Origin of the sequence: Rahnella variigena, assembly GCF_003610915.1 — a bacterium.
Classification (GTDB): Bacteria; Pseudomonadota; Gammaproteobacteria; order Enterobacterales; family Enterobacteriaceae; genus Rahnella; species Rahnella variigena.
The window spans coordinates 2,924,657-2,942,685 of the sequence record NZ_NSDJ01000001.1 but is presented as its reverse complement, the minus strand read 5'-3'; the positions used below and the strand labels follow the sequence as shown (position 1 = coordinate 2,942,685).

General features: G+C 52.4%; 20 protein-coding genes. 11 read left to right on the top strand and 9 right to left on the bottom strand.

Annotation, left to right across the window (positions count from 1 at the left end; all coding sequences use genetic code 11):
• Positions 1 to 86 precede the first annotated feature (86 nt).
• The gene (locus CKQ54_RS13705; RefSeq protein ID WP_120162831.1) at positions 87 to 1,307 is read left to right on the top strand and encodes an MFS transporter; all 1,221 of its coding nucleotides are present in this window, start codon (positions 87 to 89) and stop codon (positions 1,305 to 1,307) included.
• A 46-nt stretch (positions 1,308 to 1,353) separates the two neighbouring features.
• Here CKQ54_RS13705 and lpxM read toward each other — a convergent pair whose 3' ends face one another.
• The 3 genes from lpxM to znuA all read right to left on the bottom strand — a co-directional run bounded on the left by lpxM (position 1,354) and on the right by znuA (position 4,712).
• Positions 1,354 to 2,334, bottom strand: coding sequence for a lauroyl-Kdo(2)-lipid IV(A) myristoyltransferase (gene lpxM, locus CKQ54_RS13700; RefSeq protein WP_120162830.1), 981 nt, complete (start codon positions 2,332 to 2,334; stop codon positions 1,354 to 1,356).
• 93 nt (positions 2,335 to 2,427) lie between these two features.
• Complete coding sequence (gene mepM, locus CKQ54_RS13695; protein ID WP_120162829.1) at positions 2,428 to 3,762, bottom strand: murein DD-endopeptidase MepM; 1,335 nt, start codon at positions 3,760 to 3,762, stop codon at positions 2,428 to 2,430.
• 20 nt (positions 3,763 to 3,782) lie between these two features.
• The gene (gene znuA, locus CKQ54_RS13690) at positions 3,783 to 4,712 is read right to left on the bottom strand and encodes a zinc ABC transporter substrate-binding protein ZnuA (RefSeq protein ID WP_120162889.1); all 930 of its coding nucleotides are present in this window, start codon (positions 4,710 to 4,712) and stop codon (positions 3,783 to 3,785) included.
• 93 nt (positions 4,713 to 4,805) lie between these two features.
• On the opposite strand from znuA, the gene znuC reads away from it, so the two are divergent.
• Both znuC and znuB read left to right on the top strand, forming a co-directional pair.
• Positions 4,806 to 5,564, top strand: a complete 759-nt coding sequence (znuC, locus tag CKQ54_RS13685; RefSeq protein ID WP_120162828.1) for a zinc ABC transporter ATP-binding protein ZnuC — start codon at positions 4,806 to 4,808, stop codon at positions 5,562 to 5,564.
• Positions 5,561 to 6,346, top strand: coding sequence for a zinc ABC transporter permease subunit ZnuB (gene znuB / locus CKQ54_RS13680; protein ID WP_112290003.1), 786 nt, complete (start codon positions 5,561 to 5,563; stop codon positions 6,344 to 6,346). Before znuC ends, znuB begins: the two co-directional genes overlap by 4 nt.
• 45 nt (positions 6,347 to 6,391) lie before the next feature.
• Here the strand turns inward: znuB and CKQ54_RS13675 are convergent, their stop codons facing one another.
• The gene (locus CKQ54_RS13675) at positions 6,392 to 7,783 is read right to left on the bottom strand and encodes a cation:proton antiporter (protein ID WP_120162827.1); all 1,392 of its coding nucleotides are present in this window, start codon (positions 7,781 to 7,783) and stop codon (positions 6,392 to 6,394) included.
• A gap of 154 nt (positions 7,784 to 7,937) precedes the next feature.
• On the opposite strand from CKQ54_RS13675, the gene CKQ54_RS13670 reads away from it, so the two are divergent.
• Positions 7,938 to 8,243: an EthD family reductase gene (locus tag CKQ54_RS13670; protein WP_120162826.1), complete on the top strand. Its 306-nt coding sequence runs from the start codon at positions 7,938 to 7,940 to the stop codon at positions 8,241 to 8,243.
• Positions 8,244 to 8,356: 113 nt separating this feature from the next.
• Here the strand turns inward: CKQ54_RS13670 and CKQ54_RS13665 are convergent, their stop codons facing one another.
• On the bottom strand, positions 8,357 to 8,683 hold the full coding sequence (locus CKQ54_RS13665; RefSeq protein ID WP_112289999.1) for a hypothetical protein: 327 nt from the start codon (positions 8,681 to 8,683) through the stop codon (positions 8,357 to 8,359).
• 330 nt (positions 8,684 to 9,013) lie between these two features.
• Here CKQ54_RS13665 and CKQ54_RS26000 point away from each other — a divergent pair, with 330 nt between their 5' ends.
• The 4 genes from CKQ54_RS26000 to wrbA all read left to right on the top strand — a co-directional run bounded on the left by CKQ54_RS26000 (position 9,014) and on the right by wrbA (position 12,433).
• Positions 9,014 to 10,843 (top strand): YadA-like family protein, encoded by a 1,830-nt coding sequence (locus CKQ54_RS26000; protein WP_279630512.1) that lies wholly within the window; start codon positions 9,014 to 9,016, stop codon positions 10,841 to 10,843.
• A 49-nt stretch (positions 10,844 to 10,892) separates the two neighbouring features.
• Positions 10,893 to 11,309, top strand: coding sequence for a hypothetical protein (locus CKQ54_RS13655; protein WP_120162825.1), 417 nt, complete (start codon positions 10,893 to 10,895; stop codon positions 11,307 to 11,309).
• On the top strand, positions 11,306 to 11,530 hold the full coding sequence (locus CKQ54_RS13650; protein ID WP_120162824.1) for a hypothetical protein: 225 nt from the start codon (positions 11,306 to 11,308) through the stop codon (positions 11,528 to 11,530). The genes CKQ54_RS13655 and CKQ54_RS13650 overlap by 4 nt, the downstream gene beginning before the upstream one ends.
• A gap of 303 nt (positions 11,531 to 11,833) precedes the next feature.
• Positions 11,834 to 12,433 (top strand): NAD(P)H:quinone oxidoreductase, encoded by a 600-nt coding sequence (wrbA, locus tag CKQ54_RS13645; RefSeq protein ID WP_015689874.1) that lies wholly within the window; start codon positions 11,834 to 11,836, stop codon positions 12,431 to 12,433.
• A 35-nt stretch (positions 12,434 to 12,468) separates the two neighbouring features.
• Here the strand turns inward: wrbA and CKQ54_RS13640 are convergent, their stop codons facing one another.
• From CKQ54_RS13640 to fusA, 3 genes are all read right to left on the bottom strand, one after another.
• On the bottom strand, positions 12,469 to 12,780 hold the full coding sequence (locus CKQ54_RS13640; RefSeq protein WP_095921782.1) for a CcdB family protein: 312 nt from the start codon (positions 12,778 to 12,780) through the stop codon (positions 12,469 to 12,471).
• On the bottom strand, positions 12,780 to 13,016 hold the full coding sequence (locus tag CKQ54_RS13635; protein WP_095921781.1) for a type II toxin-antitoxin system CcdA family antitoxin: 237 nt from the start codon (positions 13,014 to 13,016) through the stop codon (positions 12,780 to 12,782). The genes CKQ54_RS13640 and CKQ54_RS13635 overlap by 1 nt, the downstream gene beginning before the upstream one ends.
• A 140-nt stretch (positions 13,017 to 13,156) precedes the next feature.
• Positions 13,157 to 15,262: an elongation factor G gene (gene fusA / locus CKQ54_RS13630; RefSeq protein WP_112289992.1), complete on the bottom strand. Its 2,106-nt coding sequence runs from the start codon at positions 15,260 to 15,262 to the stop codon at positions 13,157 to 13,159.
• Positions 15,263 to 15,498: 236 nt separating this feature from the next.
• On the opposite strand from fusA, the gene CKQ54_RS13625 reads away from it, so the two are divergent.
• Entirely contained in the window at positions 15,499 to 15,852 is a 354-nt protein-coding gene (locus tag CKQ54_RS13625; protein WP_112289990.1) for an ArsR/SmtB family transcription factor, read from the top strand.
• Between the two features lie 11 nt (positions 15,853 to 15,863).
• Here CKQ54_RS13625 and CKQ54_RS13620 read toward each other — a convergent pair whose 3' ends face one another.
• Entirely contained in the window at positions 15,864 to 16,781 is a 918-nt protein-coding gene (locus CKQ54_RS13620) for a LysR family transcriptional regulator (protein ID WP_181955545.1), read from the bottom strand.
• A gap of 150 nt (positions 16,782 to 16,931) precedes the next feature.
• Between CKQ54_RS13620 and CKQ54_RS13615 the strand changes: the two genes are divergently transcribed.
• Positions 16,932 to 17,489: a chromate transporter gene (locus CKQ54_RS13615; RefSeq protein WP_208644622.1), complete on the top strand. Its 558-nt coding sequence runs from the start codon at positions 16,932 to 16,934 to the stop codon at positions 17,487 to 17,489.
• Entirely contained in the window at positions 17,489 to 18,007 is a 519-nt protein-coding gene (locus CKQ54_RS13610) for a chromate transporter (protein WP_120162821.1), read from the top strand. Before CKQ54_RS13615 ends, CKQ54_RS13610 begins: the two co-directional genes overlap by 1 nt.
• The last annotated feature ends 22 nt before the right edge of the window (positions 18,008 to 18,029 follow it).

Below are 18,029 nucleotides of genomic sequence, written 5' to 3'. Positions count from 1 at the left end.
ATGTGATGAAATTTTAATGCGACAAATAGTTGCGCGGCTTTTACAGGCCGCGCTTTTTTGATTTTGAGTACCGGAGAGTGAATGTTATGTCGTCCGTTTCTGAACCCGCCTCACGGCTGAATTCCCGCCAGTGGCTGTTCCCGCTGTCGCTGGTGCTTTTCGAGTTCGCCACCTATATCGCCCACGATATGATCCAGCCAGGCATGTTGCAGGTAATCAGTGATTTCAGCGCCAGCGCCGACTGGGTATCCACCTCACTGACCGCGTATCTGTGTGGCGGAATTCTGCTGCAATGGCTGCTGGGTCCGCTTTCCGACCGCCTCGGACGCAGGCCGGTATTACTCGCGGGCGTGGCCTTTTTCACCGTTACCTGCCTGCTGACCGTTTTCACCCAAAGCATCGGGCAGTTTATTCTGATGCGGTTTTTGCAAGGGATGAGCCTGTGCTTTATCGGTGCCGTTGGTTACGCCGCGATCCAGGAAGCGTTCAGCGAAACGCTGAGTGTCAAACTGATGGCACTGATGGCGAACATCACGCTGATCGCCCCGCTGCTCGGGCCACTGGCGGGTGCGGCGTTCATTCATTATGCACCGTGGAAAGCCATGTTTGCGCTGTTTTCCATCATCTCCGCTCTGGCGTTCTGGGGCTTGTGGCGCAGTATGCCGGAAACCGCTTCCGGTCGTGATGGCCGCTTTTCAATGCGCAGACTGCTGGCCGATTACCGTGAAGTGTTCTCCAATAAAGGCGTGGTGATGGGCTCACTCGCCATCGGATTGATCACCCTGCCGTTGCTGGCATGGGTCGCACAGTCGCCTGTTTTGCTTATCCAGGACGCAGGTATGACGCCATTACAATATGGCTGGTTGCAGGTTCCGGTATTCACCGGCCTGATTATTGGCAATATCACCCTGAGCAGAATCAGCGGCAAAGTGAATATCCGCACACCGGTCTGGCTCGGGATTGTACCGATAATTCTCGGTTTGTCGGTCAGTGCGTTCGCGGCATTGTTTATGGCGCATGCCTGGTTCTGGATGACTGCCGGGCTGAGTCTTTACGCGCTGGGTACCGGACTGGTGAATGCGGGTCTGTATCGCCTGACACTATTTTCCAGTCTGACAGGAAAAGGCACCGTTGCGGCGGCACTAGGGCTGATGACTATCGTGGTGTTTACAGCCGGAATTGAAATCGCTAAACAGCTGTATTTTGCATTGGGTAACGGCATTTTCATGCTCGCAGGCCTTATCGCTGGCGTGGCTGGCACAATGTTGATTGCGGCATTTTTAAAGCACTCATCGAAAAAAGCATAAAAAAAAGCTGAGGTGTGAGCCTCAGCTTATTTTCAAATCCAGACGGTCATTTCTTCGGATACAGCTCTTTACGCGAATACGGCTCAGGCTCACCCGGCTTGCGGGTTTTAAGCAGTTTGAGGATCCAGGTGTACTGTTCCGGATTCGGGCCAACCAGAATTTCCACTTCCTCGTTCATGCGTCGCGCAATGTAGTTATCATCCGCAGTGGCCAGATCGTCCATCGGCGGTCGGACGTAAATATCCAGACGCTGTTCACGACCGTTATACACCGGGAATAACGGGACAATGGCGGCGCGGCAGACTTTCATCAGACGCCCCACTGCAGGCAATGTCGCCTTGTAGGTCGCGAAGAAGTCCACGAACTCGCTGTGTTCCGCACCGTGATCCTGATCCGGCAGATAATAGCCCCAGTACCCCTGACGCACAGAACTGATGAACGGTTTAATGCCGTCATTACGTGCGTGCATACGACCACCAAAACGACGACGTACGGTGTTCCACAGATAATCGGTCAGCGGGTTTTTCTGGTTGTGGAACATCGCGGCCATCGGCTGACCGCCAGCGGCCATCAGCATCGCAGGAATATCTACAGCCCACCCATGCGGCACCAGAAAAATCACGTTCTGCCCCTTCGCCTTCATCTCATCGATAATTTCTTTGCCATGCCAGTGTACGCGCTGCATGACGTTTTCCGGATTACGGATTGCCAGTTCAGCCATCATCACCATCGCCTGCGGCGCGGTGGCAAACATTTCATCAATGATGTGTTCGCGTTCAGCTTCCGGAGTTTCAGGCAGGCAATACAACAGATTGATTTGAGCACGACGTCGGGCGCCTTTGGCAAACTTACCTGCCAGACGCCCCAGACTGCCTAACACCGGATCACGGACTTTCGCGGGTAAACAGGCCATAGTAGCCATCGCACCGACGCCCAGCCAGACGCCCCAGTAACGCGGATGGTAGAAGGCTTTCTGAAATTGCGGAATAAATTCTACGGAAGATCGTTTTTCTTTTTCTGGCTGCATGCTCAGGCTCTTATATCAAATTCTGGCTTAATGATAAGTGCCGTGAGTTATTTTGCAATAAATCACGGCAGCTAATCATTAAAACCTAAGCGGTCAGTCCAGCTTCAGTTGAGGAACAACCTGACGAACGGTGGCCAGATAAGTCGCACGGTCTTTACCGGTCAGCCCTTCGGTACGTGGCAATTTCGCGGTCAGCGGATTCACGGCCAGCTGGTTGATCCACATTTCAAAATGCAGATGCGGGCCGGTGGAACGACCGGTGTTGCCGGAAAGGGCGATGCGGTCACCGCGTTTAATTTTCTGACCTGGTTTGACCAGAATTTTGCGCAGGTGCATATAACGGGTCATGTACTGACGACCGTGGCGGATCGCCACATAGTTACCTGCCGCCCCGCCATTCTTGGCAACCACCACTTCGCCGTCACCGACAGCCAGAACCGGCGTGCCGACAGGTACTGCGAAATCGACGCCACGGTGCGGCGCAATGCGGCCGGTAACCGGGTTCAGACGACGCGGATTAAAGTTGGAAGAAACGCGATATTGTTTACCGGTAGGGAAACGCAGGAAACCTTTAGCCAGCCCGCTGCCTGAGCGGTCGTAAAACTTACCGTCTTCCGCGCGAACTGCGTAATAATCTTTACCGCCAGTGCGCATACGCACGGCCTGTAATTCGCTTTGTTCGTTTTTGCCATCCAGCACTTCGTGGGACATCAGAACCGCAAAATCATCGCCTTTCTGTAACTTACGGAAATCGAGTTGCCATTGCAGCGCTTTGATAACAGCACTGACTTCACCGCTGCTTAGCCCTGCGGCTCTGGCGCTGGTGACAAAACTCCCGTTCAGCGAACCCTTAATCACCGTGTCTTTCCATTCCCCTTTCAGGGTTTCCAGAGAAGCTTTGAAGGTGCTGCCGGAACGGTCAAAGGTATAGGTTTCGCGGCGCGATTTTTCCCAGGTCAGACGCTGTAAATCCCCGGCATCATTCAGTGTCCAGGAAATCTGCTGACCGACTTTCAAATTACGTAAATCACGGTTGGCGTCAGACAGCGCGGCAATTTCTGACATATCAATGCCGTACTGATTCAGAATGCTGCTGAGGGTATCGCCGGTCGAAACCACATATTCATGGACGCCCGCTTCATTGGCCGTTTTGTCGTCAAGATCATCCTGCGGGATGTCATCGTCAGCCGGTGGGGTCTGATCGATAGGTTCGCTGGCTTCGGGAAGCAAAGAACGTAATTGCTGATTATCGAGGGTGATATTTTTAACCAGCGGTCTGGTATCAGAAAGGTCATTGTCCGGGTGGTAAGCTAACGGTTTCCATACGGCCACAGCCAGTGTGACGACGGTAAGAGACCCCAGCATAATGCGGTGGGGCCGTGGAAGGTTGCTATACGCCAGAGCGATAGATCGGGCTATCAGCTGCACTTAAATTCTGTCCTTTTAGCTTACTTCAGGCAGCTCAGGTACTGGTTCGCCAGCTGTGACAAAAAGTTCACATAGCTGTCCGCATCCAGTTCAATGCCGCTCCCCAGCGGATCCAATGTGCCCATACGCACTTTTGTTCCCTGGGCAACAGCCGTTATGACGGCCGGCCTGAATTGTGGCTCAGCAAAAATGCAGGTCGCTTTTTGCTCAACCAACTGTGTTCGAATGAGATGTAATCGCTGTGCGCCGGGTTGAATTTCAGGGTTGATCGTAAAGTGACCAAGTGGCGAGAGGCCGAAGTGTTTTTCAAAGTAGCCATAAGCGTCGTGAAAAACAAAATATCCCTTACCCTGCACAGGCTGCAGCATAGTACCAATATTTTTGTCAGTTTTTGTCAACCCATCTTCAAAACGTGCCAAATTTGCATCTAATTGTTGCTTTTTCTGCGGAACTAGCTCCACAAGTTTGTCATGGATCACAATTGCGGCTTCACGGGCGATTTCAGGTGATAACCAGACATGCATATTGTACTCACCGTGATGGTGCTCATCCCCGTCGTTCTCATGGGCATGATCGTGGTCATGCTCATCCTCACCGCCTTTCATCAGCAACGGTTTGACGGCCGGTAATGTCGCAATTTCTACCTGACGGTTTGGCGGTAACTGTGCGGCGGATTTGGTCATGAAGGCTTCCATTTCGGGCCCAACCCATACCACAAGATCGGCGCTGCGCAGGCGTGCAATATCGGAAGGACGCAGGGCAAAATCATGCGGTGATGCGCCGTCAGGCAGCAAGACCTCTGTTGGCATGACGCCGTCGGCAATCGCTGATGCAATGAATCCCAGCGGGCGTACGGAGGCCACTACGTCGGCCTGCGCGCTGAAAACCGCACCTGAAGTCAATATTGCGGCTGCCAGAAACATCCGTTTAACGCTTTTTTTCTGTATCATGCTGAGTGAACTCATCTTCGTGTGGGGGAAACTGGTTATTTTTCGCGAAACGCAATATTATAACATCCGATTTGTTCTGCAAGACCCTATGACATGCCCACATTAGCTACGCTCCAAAATATATCAGTGACTTTCGGTTCCCGACGCGTGCTGTCTAACATCTCGCTGAGCCTTCAACCGGGGAAAATCCTGACCCTTCTCGGCCCGAATGGGGCGGGGAAATCCACATTAGTCCGTGTAGTGCTTGGCCTGATTGCGCCCACTGAAGGCGTCATGACCCGCGAACCGGGCTTGCGTATCGGCTACGTTCCGCAAAAAATTCACCTTGATCCGACCATGCCGCTCACCGTCAGTCGCTTTATGCGTCTCAAACCTGGCGTGAAGAAAAGCGATATTCTGCCTGCGCTAAAACGCGTTCAGGCCGCGCATCTGCTGGATCAACCGATGCAAAAGTTATCGGGTGGCGAAAACCAGCGTGTCCTTTTAGCGCGGGCATTAATGAACAGCCCGCAGTTACTTGTACTGGATGAACCCACGCAGGGTGTTGACGTCAACGGACAACTGGCGCTTTACAATCTGATCGACAGCCTGCGCTGCGAGCTGGGTTGTGCGGTACTGATGGTGTCGCATGATTTGCATCTGGTGATGGCGAAAACCGATGAAGTGCTGTGCCTGAATCAACATATCTGCTGTTCCGGTTCACCTGAAGTGGTGTCGACGCACCCCGAATTTATTGCGATGTTCGGCAACCGTGGTGCAGAGCAACTGGCAATTTACCGTCACAACCACAATCATCGTCATGATTTAAAGGGAAAGATTATTTTGCGTAATACCGGAGGTCGTGACGCATGATTGCGCTGTTATTACCGGGCTGGCTGGCCGGTGTTTTGCTGGCTATTGCTGCGGGACCGCTGGGTTCATTTGTGGTCTGGCGACGGATGTCATATTTCGGCGATACGCTGGCACACGCCTCACTGCTGGGCGTTGCGTTCGGTTTGCTGCTCAATATCAATCCTTTTTATACTGTTATCGCCGTCACCTTATTACTTGCCGTATTGCTGGTGGCGCTGGAGCGTAAACCGCATCTCGCCGTCGATACGCTGCTGGGGATTATGGCGCACAGCGCCCTGTCGCTCGGGCTGGTTGTGGTGAGCCTGATGTCAGGTGTTCGTGTTGATCTGATGGCGTATCTGTTCGGTGATTTGCTGTCTGTGACTTACAGCGACATCTGGATGATTGGCATCGGTGTTACGGTAGTGATTGCCGTGCTGTGCTGGCAATGGCGCGCCTTGCTGTCGATGACCATCAGCCCTGAACTGGCCCATGTAGATGGCGTGAATCTGCAGCGTTCCAGGGTTGTTCTGATGCTGGTGACCGCGCTGACGATTGGTCTGGCGATGAAATTCGTCGGTGCGCTGATCATTACCTCTCTGCTGATTATCCCTGCGGCAACGGCACGCCGTTTTGCTAAAACGCCCGAACAGATGGCAATGGTGGCAGTTGCAATTGGCATTATTGCCGTTACCGGCGGCCTGACATTTTCAGCATTTTACGATACGCCGGCAGGCCCTTCTGTCGTGCTCTGTGCCGCCGCGCTGTTTATGCTCAGTCTCAGCAAAAAACAGATTGCCTGACCGCCACATCAGAAAGAAAAACGGACGCCCTGAGCGTCCGTTTTTTTAAGCCTCTTTTTCCTGCTCTTTTTCCTGCTCTTTTTCCCGCGCTTCACGTTCTTCCCTTGCGGCCTCCTGTCTCGCTTTACGCCAGCTCAGCACCGGTGAAACGGTCAGCCCGTGAATGACTACGCTGGTCACAATGACGGTAAAGGCAATATTGGTCATATAGTTGGCCTCTGCCCCGTGTAAACCGTGCGTCCAGGCGTAAGCGATGTAGTTCATACTGCCGATACCACGAATACCAAACCAGCCAATCATCAGCCGCCGTCCCTTCGGCACATGCACGCCAAGCGTGGTGATATACACCGCCAGCGGCCGGATCACGATAAACAGCAACGCAGCAATCAGCAGACCCATCGGTTCCCAGTGCTCGGCCAGCGTGATACCGAGCACCATGACGATACCCGCCGCAAAGATACGTTCAATCGTATCGCCAAAAGAGAGTGCATCACCGACCATCAGCCCGATAGAATTGCGCGGCATTTCGGCCTGCATGGAGTGGCGCTGATGCGGATTGACCATCACTTCCGCCGGTGGCGGCCGCGAGCCTTCTTCCACATCGTCTGGCGGATGCAGGGAAACAACGCGCACTTCTGCGCTGCGAAGCCCGACACCGGCGGCAAAGGCGGCGAGAAAACCGGAAGCATCCAGACTCTGCGCAGCGGCGTAACTTAGTGCGATCAGCGACAGTGCCAGAAAATCACTGGGTGCGACCGTTCGCTGACGGCTGTGAAAACGCGTGGCACTCAGCCCGACCAGCTTACCCATTGCATAACCAATCGCCAGCCCGCCCAGTAATGCCCAGACAACATCACGCCACGCCCAGTGCCAGATGGCCTGCGAAGACAGTCCTTCATTCGCGGTAAACAGCATCAGCGCCAGCATCAGGATCGGCAGTGCGGAGCCATCATTCATGCCTGCTTCGCTGGAAAGCGCAACGCGTAAACCATCGTCATCGTTAGCATCATTCACCGCAATCATGCTGGCGAGCACCGGATCCGTTGGCGCGATAATAGCACCCAGCGCCAGTGCCAGCGGCCAGGAAATACCGGTGATGTAATGCGCAATCCCTGCGACACACAAAACAGTAAGCAGCATAGCCGGAAACGCCAGCAACACGCCTACGCGCCAGCTTTGCGCGCGAAAAGGTAACCTCAGTTTGAGCCCGGTAATAAACAGAGACGCCGCCATGGCGATTTCAGTGAAATGAGCGGTGAGCGTGGAATAGGCCACCAGATCGATATGCAGTAAATCCAGAACCCAGGGGCCACAGACAATTCCCGCCGCCAGATATAAACCAAAAGTCGTCACCGGGCCGCGGGAAATCCACCCCGACGCCAGTGACATGATCAATAGCAGTCCTCCGACTGCCGCTGTCCAACCTAAAAATCCCATGCGTATTCCATACTAAATATCAATCTATTAAGCATAGTACATATGAGCAGATGAATGATTTTTCAGATAAATATCATCGGGCACAAATGGCGAGGCGCGACCGTGACCGGTACGCTAAAATTGATTTTTATCCGTAAACAAGACGAGAAACGACGTGATCAAATACAGCGTGCTTTACCCGAACATTAAAGGCGGAACCTTCGACCATGATTATTACCGCGATGTGCATTTACCGCTGATCAAACGCCGCATGGGCGAGTATTGCCATTCTTATGCCATCGACAAAATGCCCGAGGGCGCACCGGCAGAGACCCCATTCATTGCTGCCTGCCATATCTATTGCCACTCAATGGAAGACTTCGAGAAAGGCATGAAAGATAATGCTGCAGATTTCGTTGCGGATGTGGCGAACTTTACCAATATCGGACCGGTGAAGATGATTTTCGACGTTGTTGTCTGAAGTTGTTGTCTGAATAAGTCACCCTGCTCTTCTGATAAAAAAGGCGATTACCCGAAAGGTTAATCGCCTTTTTTATCGCCCTTCAGCTGCGGCAAAACATCCTGCCTGCTGCGTTATTTGTTCAATAGCTTTTTGATCGCCGGGCTGGGTTCACGTTTAATCGTATGCAAAAATTCCTGCACTCTGTCATTGACGGCATAGTCGGCAGTCACACCAAAATCCTGCACTATCGCCCACTTTTCAAATAATGCTTCATCACTGTTGCGCATGAACCAAAGCATTCTGACAGCAGTAACGGCCACTTGTGGGATTTGCGTCACCGTGCCGTTGATCCACTTATTTAACGTGCTGCGCGGCAGTCCCAACAGGATACACAACGCGGGCTGATCAATATCCAGCCTCCGGACATAGTCCAGGAACTCATTTGCGTTATCTGCCATTCACTTATCTCCAATTTCTTTAACCCTGCATATTGTACAAGAATCCCGTAGAGAATTCATCCTGTCGCTATTCGCTACGAAAATTCTTAGGTTTTTACATTCCAGATACGCCATTTCGTGTCCACTAGCGACAAATAAGCGCGCTAAGTGAAACAAATTCATGTAGCGCTATAACTTTACGTTTCTTGACATAAGTCAAACGTTAGGTGAATGCGTGAAGCAAGTCACATTCACCGCATGTATGATTTTGGTAAGGAGACAAAAATAGCGTTCTGATAACGCTTCTTATTTGTCGCTAACAGATACTTATTTTATGGCCGGAAAAAACAGATGAATTCTTCAAGCAGTCGTAACACTCAAATAATTTCAGTTTTCGCAGCAGGGCAAACCAGCAAAACCGAACTTGCTAATATTTTCGGTGTTTCGCTCTCGACAATCCGGCGTGTATTAACGTCTGCTGCGCTGGCTGGTGTAGTTATAGGTACGGCTGTTGCACCAAATAATGCAGAAGCTGCTTTATCAGGGGCTGATAAAGCAGCAGCAGATAACTATTTTTCAACCAATCCTGAAATTGCACAGTTCAAACCAGAATTGATCACAAGAGTTTATGAGTCTGATACGCTGCAACAGGCTAATGATGCTCTGAAAGGAAATAGCTATTACACCGGTTATGACAATGGAGACAGAGTTGTACAGGTCTTGCCAATCAAACCGACTCAGGATGATGCTCAAAAACCACAAACCCCACTCGCTCCCATTGCCCCGGTTGAGCCAGTTGTCACTCCATCAGATGCGCAATCCACCCATACTGATAGTCAGCTGACTGATGAACCACCTGTTCTAAATACACCAGCCAAAACAACATCACTTGCCGAAAAATTAGCCTCCCGCTCAGGGTACGACCAGTTACAAGACGTGAAGATCAACAGCATCAAAACAGCACAAACAACACGTGATGAAGGTCAGGATCTGAAAACAGAACAGGCGAATTCAGCAGCGGCTTTTGCTCTAGGTCGCGCTGATGCTGCGCATAAAAATGCAATGGACAATGAAGCGGTATTAGACGCAAAGATTGACCAGAATAAAGATGACCAGCAAGGCATCGATGGCAAGCAGGATAACGATATCAAAGCCGCTTCAATGGGCGTTAATTACGCCCGCCAGCAGATTGATAAAGAAACTTCCGCACGTCTGGTGAGCGATAATAACCTGCAAGCTCAGATCGATGGCGCTGCAATGCAGCAGGCAAACAGAGATCGTACTGCTCAACAGCATATTTCTCCGGTAGCTGCCGTAGATGGCACTAATGGTCAAACAGGTCCAGTAGGTGCAGATGGAGCGAAAGGTGCTGACGGCAAAGATGGTAAAGATGGTGCTAAAGGCGATACCGGCGCTGCGGGTCAAAATGGCAGAGACCTCACTCAAGATCACTATTCACGCATGAATGCTGCCGCCACCTTGGCTGCTTCTCACGTCGAACAGGACGAAATCGATCAAAATAAATCTGCTTTAAGTGATGTAAAGGGGACGGCTGAACAAGCTGCTAATGATGCAAAAACAGCACAAGACACAGCGGAAGGTGCGGCTAAGCAGTTACAGATGGTTCAGAGTGATAAATACCAGCGCATGGTGCAGGCCAAGACCCAGGCTGAGATCGATGCATCGGCTCATGCCACACAACAGAAAGTTGCTCAACAACAGCAAGCAGCAGAGAAGAAGTCTGCAATGGCCGCTAAGCAACAAAAAATCGAGAGCGTGTATTACGGGGAGCAGATCCAAACCCTGGCACAAACACAGCAGGAACAGCAAGGCGAAATCTTAGCTGAATCTCACAGCCGAGCGGTGGCAGATGCACAAACCCTGGGGCAGGCAAATGACTATACCAACAAGAAATTCAACGACCTGAAATCTGAGGTTGATGGCAATAAGAAAGAAGCCGCCGCAGGTTCTGCTTCTGCCATGGCACAGGCCAACATTCCTCAGGTGCAGGAATCTCAGCAATTCGCGGTCGGTGCCGGTGTCGGTGGCTACGATTCACAGAATGCAATTTCCGTCGGTGCATCATTCCATGCAAGCCGCGCTACCATCGTGAAAATGTCAGTTTCAGACGATTCACAAAGTAACTTCGGTTACGGCGCTGGCGTGAGTGTTGGCTGGTAAAAATTCAGGGGGGACTCGTCCCCCATCTTTCCAATACGGGTAAATCAAAATGAAAAAACTTTTAGTCATTGCTGCGCTGACCGTCCTTGCAGGCTGCTCCACTCAGGCCTCCAGAATGGCGGACTGTCAGTCACAAGGCGTTTCAAAAGATACGTGTTACATGGCAGAGCAAAATCGTCAGACGTCTATTCAGAGCGTGGCGCTGAAGCAGGCGATGGAAAACTCGGCGAAGCAGTATGCACAGGCAACCAAAAAAGTCGTTCACGCCCGCATTAAAGGGATTGATGTCAAAATCTTTCCCGCTGACAAGCAGGGATATATCGAAGGGACTGCAGCATACCTTGATGAAGATAACGCGGATGCTCAGGTCTATCGCAAAGGTGTTTTCACAGCGATTTATTACAAGCGCACCCATAAGCTGGTTTTGATGCGTGACGGCCAAATTTACGGAAGGATGCCGATATGAAGAAACGCCACACCGATCAGTTCAAACATCTGCCACCGGAGCAGCAATTTACCTGTCTGAAAATGCTTCAGCGCGTTGAAGAAACCCCGCTGGATCACGGCATTACTGGCGTTGCCGTATCGGTCATGATGAAAGACGGTCATACCGCCACTCTCAGTAAATTCATCGCGCAACCCGATGAAGTCTCAATTCTGGTCAGTTGGGAAAAAGAAAGAGAATAATGCACTCTGACTACGTTTTATATCTCCCCCTTCTCTCCCGCCAGTCCCGCACTTCTGTTCTAGTATATAGAGGTGCGAAACCCACCTTCTCTGCACCTTTGCCCTAATTAATTGATGAGCCTGTTCAAAAATTTGCGTTTGTAACTCACGTCTTATGCGCGGACGATGAACACTCTTGCTCATGACAACCGCCGTGCAGGCGCAGGAGTCAATGTGGGATTTTTAAGCGAATTTTTCGCCCGTATTACCGGCTCTAAACCAGCGCGTGATACGGAAAAAACATCACCTCAACAGGAGTTAAAAATGGCAAAAGTACTGGTTCTCTACCACTCTATGTACGGTCATATTGAAACGATGGCGCAGAGCGTTGCCGAAGGCGCACGCAGCGTTCCCGGGGTTGAAGTCACGATAAAACGCGTCCCAGAAACGATGCCTGAAGAAGCCTTTAAGGCTGCCGGTGGCAAAACCGGTCAGACGGCAGAAGTTGCGTCTCCCGCAGAACTTGGCGATTACGATGCCATTATTTTCGGTACACCAACCCGCTTTGGTAACATGACTGGCCAGATGCGTACTTTCCTCGACCAGACCGGCGGCCTGTGGGCCAAAGGCGCACTGGCCGGTAAAGTCGCCAGCGTATTCAGCTCCACCGGTACCGGAGGCGGTCAGGAAATGACCATCACCTCCACCTGGACCACCCTCGCCCATCACGGCATGATCATCGTTCCCATCGGTTACACCACACCTGAATTGTTCGACATTTCACAGGTTCGCGGCGGCACACCTTATGGCGCCACCACTATCGCCGGTGGCGATGGCTCACGTCAGCCAAGCGCAGAAGAACTGCGCATTGCCGTGCATCAGGGCAAACACGTGGCGACCATCGTCAGTAAGCTGGTCAGCTAGATAACCGCGTAAAATAAGGCGCAGAATTCTGCGCCTTAAATTCCCATCACCAGTAAGTCCAGCGCTGCAACAACATCCGCCCGATGAATATCTGCATTTAACACCGGTTCATGACGTAATTGCGTCGCACTTACGCTGGTCAGGAGATTAGTCATAAGCACGTATTGATGATTTTGGATCCTGATAAGGGGATGAAGATGCCTGATGGGTTTCAGGTTGCTAAGTGCAGTTAGCGGCACAACGATCCGCTCATTAAGTCTTTCAAATAAGGGATTCTGAATATCCATAAAATAGGGATAAAGATTTTTACCTTCTCCCTGATTTTCGTACACATCAAATTGCGCCATTACAACACTCCACGTCCCTGAGAGAAGAGTCCTGCCTTTTCAGTAAAGGCGTTGCAGGAATCCATTGCTTGCTGATTTTCCTCTAAGAAAAGTTTCCTTTGCTTCTCTTTCACCGCTTCTCCTAACGCTTTATCAAACGTTGCTGAAAGATTAATGCCGAACACTTTGGCCTGTTCTAGTAAATCGGCACTCAGCGTGACATTCGTTCGTTTTTTATTTCCTGTTACTGATGACATAACACCCTCCTCATACACACCTGAGATGCGCATTAGAGTGTCACACAATGAAGTCATAAACTATTAAATCCTTTTCTGCGACCAAAAAAAACGGCCCTTGCGGACCGTTTTGTCAATGGCGGAGATTACGCCGGTATTGCTTATTTGCCACGCGACGCAATAATGTTTTCAGCGACATTGCGCGGTGCCTCGGCATAGTGATTGAACTCCATGCTGTAGGTTGCACGACCTTGCGACATCGACCGCAAAACGGTGGAGTAGCCAAACATTTCGGAAAGCGGCACTTCGGCTTTAATAATTTTACCGCCGCCGCCCGCGATTTCTTCCATGCCCTGCACTGTACCGCGACGCGAGGACAAATCGCCCATCACGCCACCGGCGTACTCCTCCGGCGTTTCCACTTCGACTTTCATCATCGGCTCGAGGATCACCGGATCTGCACGTTTAGCCGCTTCTTTGAAACCAAAGATCGCCGCCATTTTGAACGCCATTTCCGAGGAATCGACCTCGTGGTATGACCCGAAGGTCAGTGTCACTTTCACATCGACCACCGGATAACCGGCCAGAATGCCGTTGTTCAGCGCCTCCGTGACCCCTTTCTCTACCGCAGGGATATAGTCGCGCGGCACTACGCCACCTTTTGTAGCATCGACAAACTCAAAGCCAGTGCCTGCCGGCAAGGGTTCGAGCGTGAAGACCACGTGGCCATACTGACCTTTACCGCCGGACTGACGTACAAATTTCCCTTCCACATCTTTCACCGTTTTACGCACCGTTTCACGGTACGTTACCTGCGGTTTACCGATGTTGGCTTCCACACCGAACTCACGTTTCATGCGGTCGACAATGATTTCCAGATGCAATTCGCCCATCCCGGAAATAATTGTCTGGCCGGATTCCTCGTCGGTACGGATGCGGAATGACGGATCCTCTGATGCCAGCCGTGACAACGCGATCCCCATTTTTTCCTGGTCGGCTTTAGTCTTCGGCTCGATAGCCTGCGAAATCACCGGATCCGGGAACTCCATGCGTACCAGCGTAATGATGTCGGTCGGATCGCACAGCGTTTCACCGGTCGTCACATCTTTCAGCCCGACACAGGCAGCGATATCACCGGCACGGATTTCATCAATTTCGATACGGTCATTCGCGTGCATCTGCACAATACGCCCGATACGCTCTTTCTTACCGCGCACCGGGTTATACACGCTGTCGCCTTTTTTCAGCACGCCGGAATAAACTCGGACAAACGTCAGCTGGCCGACATACGGGTCAGTCATCAGTTTGAACGCCAGCGCCGAGAACTTCTCGTTGTCATCGGAATGACGGAACACTTCGTTACCGTCTTCGTCAGTGCCCGCTACCGGTGGAATATCCAGCGGAGACGGCATCAGTTCGATCACGGCATCAAGCATGCGCTGTACGCCTTTATTCTTGAACGCACTGCCACACAGCATCGGCTGGATTTCACCGGCAATGGTGCGCAGACGCAGACCTTCGGTAATTTCATCCTCGGTCAGCGTGCCTTCTTCGAGATATTTATCCATCAGCGCATCGTTGGCTTCAGCAGCGGCCGACACCATTTTTTCTCGCCATTCTTCCGCCAGCGCCTGAAGTTCTGCCGGGATCGCTTCATAGGTAAAGGTCATCCCTTGTGTCGCGTCGTCCCACAAAATGGCGCGCATTTTGCGCAAATCCACCACGCCGGTAAAATGCTCTTCTTTACCGATCGGAATGACAATCGGCACCGGATTGGCTTTCAGGCGATCGACCATCATCTGGCGAACACGGAAGAAATCTGCGCCCTGACGGTCCATTTTGTTAACGAAAGCCAGACGCGGCACTTTGTATTTATTGGCCTGACGCCAGACGGTTTCAGACTGTGGCTGCACACCGCCGACGGCGTCGTACACCATTACCGCACCGTCGAGTACGCGCATGGAACGTTCCACTTCAATGGTGAAATCCACGTGCCCCGGAGTGTCGATAATATTAATGCGATGCTCATCGAATGAGTGATCCATCCCGCGCCAGAAACAGGTGACAGCAGCGGACGTAATGGTAATGCCGCGCTCCTGTTCCTGAGCCATCCAGTCTGTGGTCGCACCGCCGTCATGCACTTCTCCCAGCTTATGATTCATACCGGTATAGAAAAGAATACGCTCGGTGGTGGTGGTTTTACCTGCGTCGATGTGTGCTGAGATACCGATATTGCGGTAGCGCTCGATTGGCGTTTTGCGAGCCATATGACGTCCTTACTGGTTGATGGCTAAGTTGGCGGAGAGTGGTTATCACGTCCCGTCACAAAGTAATGAGTACTAAACTTCTTAATGCGGAGAGTATACTACAATTGTACGTGTATATTCGTACAATAATTTTATTCTATCGATGAAATTGGTGAGAGGCCATCGCGTTGTACAGCAGCAGAGGGATAGGCTATATTGCGCGGCCGTTGATTTTTGTACTTTAAGAGGATAGTCCGATGATAGCCAACCACCCTGAGCGCGGGCAGATCCGCCTCGAAAATGTTCTGACTGCGCTGGGCAATCCGCTACGTCTGGCAGTGGTGCGCACGCTGGCAAAAGGCGGCGAGCATCCTTGCGGAACCTTATTGCAGGGACTGTCGAAATCGACACTGACTCACCACTGGCGCGTATTGCGGGACAGCGGCGTGATCTGGCAGCGCCCGGATGGCCGCGCCAATTTGCTTTCACTGCGCCGCGAAGATCTGGACGCCCGCTTCCCCGGCCTGCTCGATTCGCTGCTCAGCGCCATCGAATCTGACGGCATTACGCTGGAATCCACCCAGAAACATATTTCTGAGCAACATCTTTAATGCGCAGATAATCACTGCACCGTTAATTGCGATTTCACCAGCGCACAAAACGTATTGATTATAGCCGATGAATGGCTGTCCTCCCGCCGCGCGAGATACAGCGGCGCACTGAGTTGCGTGGCGGCATCCAGTGGCAGAAATACCACGCCATCGCCGCCGAGGCGGGTCATGGATTCAGGCACAATCGAGATCCCCAGCCCCGCGCCGACCAGACTCAGGCACGATGTTAACCGCGGCGCTTCCTGCACGATGTGCGGGCTAAAACCGGCACGGACATACGCTGCCAGTATGGCGTCATACAATCCCTGCCCGGCACGACGACGGTACAACACAAAAGGCTCGTTGCTCAGTTCTTCGAGTTTGAGCGGCCTGGCGGAAGTCCGCGATGCCAGTTTGTGTCCGGCCGGAACCGCCACCCACATCGGTTCTTCCAGCACTTTTTCCATTTCTAATTCGGGCATATCTTTGACCCGCATACGCACAAATGCGACATCCAGCTCGCCCGCCACCACAGACGCCAGTAACTCACCGCTGCCGCTTTCCTCCAGCTGCGTGCTGACCGCCGGATAAATCTCCCGGTAGCGGCGCAACAGTGCGGGCACAAAGGTATGCAGCGCGGCCGAGCTGGTGAAACCGATGCGCACGCGCCCTTGTTCTCCCTGTGCGGCACGATGCATCGCGGCGCTGAGCTGAGCGGCCCTCGCCAGCACCGCACGGGCTTCCTGCAATAACACCTCGCCCGCTTCGGTCGGGATCACCCCGCGCGGCAAACGTTGTAACAAAGGCACGCCAAACTCCTGTTCCAGCCCCTGAAGCAGGCGTGTCAGCGGCGGTTGCTGGATAAACAGCAGTTCTGCGGCGCGGGTAATGCTGCCCGCTTCCACCACAGTGACGAACGCATTCAGACGTTTCAGTTCAATCATATCCATACCCTCAGGGTATCTTTTATCATTATTAAAGGCATTAGACATCATGGCACATCCACGCGCATGATCCTTAACAGAATTTACGCCTCTGGCGGCTTTGAATTATATTTGAGGGAGAGAGTGAAAATGTCGGCACAAACGCAGGATAAATTAATGCTGGATACAGAAGATGGGACAGCGCCGCAACCTGATTGCGGACAACTGTTTAAAGGCTTTTTCATTCTTGGCCTGACCGGTTTCGGCGGCGTGCTGCCGATGGCGCGGCACATGCTGGTGGATAAACGCCGCTGGCTGACCGGCGATCAGTTCACCGAACTGCTGGGTCTGTGTCAGTTTTTACCGGGCGGCAATATCATTAATTTATCCGTCGCGCTGGGAATGGAGTTTCGCGGGCTGCGCGGTGCGCTTTCAGCCATTCTCGGCCTGATCCTGGCACCGACGATTTGCGTGGTGCTGCTCGGACTGGTGTATGCACGCTATCAGAATGAACCGCTGGTGGAACATTTGTTTGCGGGGATGGCAGCAGCGGCGGCCGGTTTGCTGCTCTCGACCGGCCTCAAGATGCTGGCACCTTTGCGGGGAAAATGGCTGCAACTGGCGCTGGTCGCCGCAGGCGTCATTGCCATCGCAGGATTTCGCATCCCGATGCTGCAGGTGATGCTGGTGCTGGCTCCGGTCAGTATTTTCATCTGCGCCAGGAGTAAATTCTGATGGCCGTTTTACTCTCACTCGCCCTGCTGTTTACTGAGCTTTCCCTGCTGGCATTCGGCGGCGGTAATACCATTCTGCCGGAGATGCAACGTGCTGTGGTGCAGGTGCATCACTGGATGAGCGCGCAGGAATTCAGTGCATTGTTCGCGCTGGCGCAAGCCGCTCCCGGACCGAATATGATGATCGTGCCGCTGATTGGCTGGCAGGTTGCGGGATGGTCCGGTCTGCTGGTGTCTTCGCTGGCAAAATTTGGTCCGTCTTCCGTGGTGACGCTGATCGTGATGGGGGGCTGGAAGCGTTATAAAGACCGTCCGTGGCGTCAGGTTATTCAGCGCGGACTGGTGCCGGTCACCGTCGGGCTGGTGGTGTCGAGCGGACTGTTGATCGCCAAAGCTTCAGCCACCACGCTGTCACTTGCGGGTGTGATCGCCCTGTGTACCGTACTGGCACTTAATAAGCGGATCCACCCGTTATGGGTACTGGCAGTCGGCGCGTTACTGGGAATGGTGCTTGGCTGATAGCATTTGAGAACCTGATCGC

Bases quoted from the DNA above. Each gene is read 5' to 3' on its own strand.
- CKQ54_RS13665 (WP_112289999.1), bottom strand. From the start codon at position 8,683: ATGGCAGATAACGCAAATGAGTTCCTGGACTATGTCCGGAGGCTGGAT.
- CKQ54_RS26000 (WP_279630512.1), top strand. From the start codon at position 9,014: ATGAATTCTTCAAGCAGTCGTAACACTCAAATAATTTCAGTTTTCGCA.
- fusA (WP_112289992.1), bottom strand. From the start codon at position 15,262: ATGGCTCGCAAAACGCCAATCGAGCGCTACCGCAATATCGGTATCTCA.
- wrbA (WP_015689874.1), top strand. From the start codon at position 11,834: ATGGCAAAAGTACTGGTTCTCTACCACTCTATGTACGGTCATATTGAA.
- CKQ54_RS13640 (WP_095921782.1), bottom strand. From the start codon at position 12,780: ATGGCGCAATTTGATGTGTACGAAAATCAGGGAGAAGGTAAAAATCTT.
- CKQ54_RS13675 (WP_120162827.1), bottom strand. From the start codon at position 7,783: ATGGGATTTTTAGGTTGGACAGCGGCAGTCGGAGGACTGCTATTGATC.
- CKQ54_RS13610 (WP_120162821.1), top strand. From the start codon at position 17,489: ATGGCCGTTTTACTCTCACTCGCCCTGCTGTTTACTGAGCTTTCCCTG.
- CKQ54_RS13635 (WP_095921781.1), bottom strand. From the start codon at position 13,016: ATGTCATCAGTAACAGGAAATAAAAAACGAACGAATGTCACGCTGAGT.
- znuB (WP_112290003.1), top strand. From the start codon at position 5,561: ATGATTGCGCTGTTATTACCGGGCTGGCTGGCCGGTGTTTTGCTGGCT.
- CKQ54_RS13620 (WP_181955545.1), bottom strand. From the start codon at position 16,781: ATGGATATGATTGAACTGAAACGTCTGAATGCGTTCGTCACTGTGGTG.
- CKQ54_RS13655 (WP_120162825.1), top strand. From the start codon at position 10,893: ATGAAAAAACTTTTAGTCATTGCTGCGCTGACCGTCCTTGCAGGCTGC.
- CKQ54_RS13650 (WP_120162824.1), top strand. From the start codon at position 11,306: ATGAAGAAACGCCACACCGATCAGTTCAAACATCTGCCACCGGAGCAG.
- CKQ54_RS13625 (WP_112289990.1), top strand. From the start codon at position 15,499: ATGATAGCCAACCACCCTGAGCGCGGGCAGATCCGCCTCGAAAATGTT.
- znuC (WP_120162828.1), top strand. From the start codon at position 4,806: ATGCCCACATTAGCTACGCTCCAAAATATATCAGTGACTTTCGGTTCC.
- lpxM (WP_120162830.1), bottom strand. From the start codon at position 2,334: ATGCAGCCAGAAAAAGAAAAACGATCTTCCGTAGAATTTATTCCGCAA.
- CKQ54_RS13615 (WP_208644622.1), top strand. From the start codon at position 16,932: ATGCTGGATACAGAAGATGGGACAGCGCCGCAACCTGATTGCGGACAA.
- znuA (WP_120162889.1), bottom strand. From the start codon at position 4,712: ATGATACAGAAAAAAAGCGTTAAACGGATGTTTCTGGCAGCCGCAATA.
- CKQ54_RS13705 (WP_120162831.1), top strand. From the start codon at position 87: ATGTCGTCCGTTTCTGAACCCGCCTCACGGCTGAATTCCCGCCAGTGG.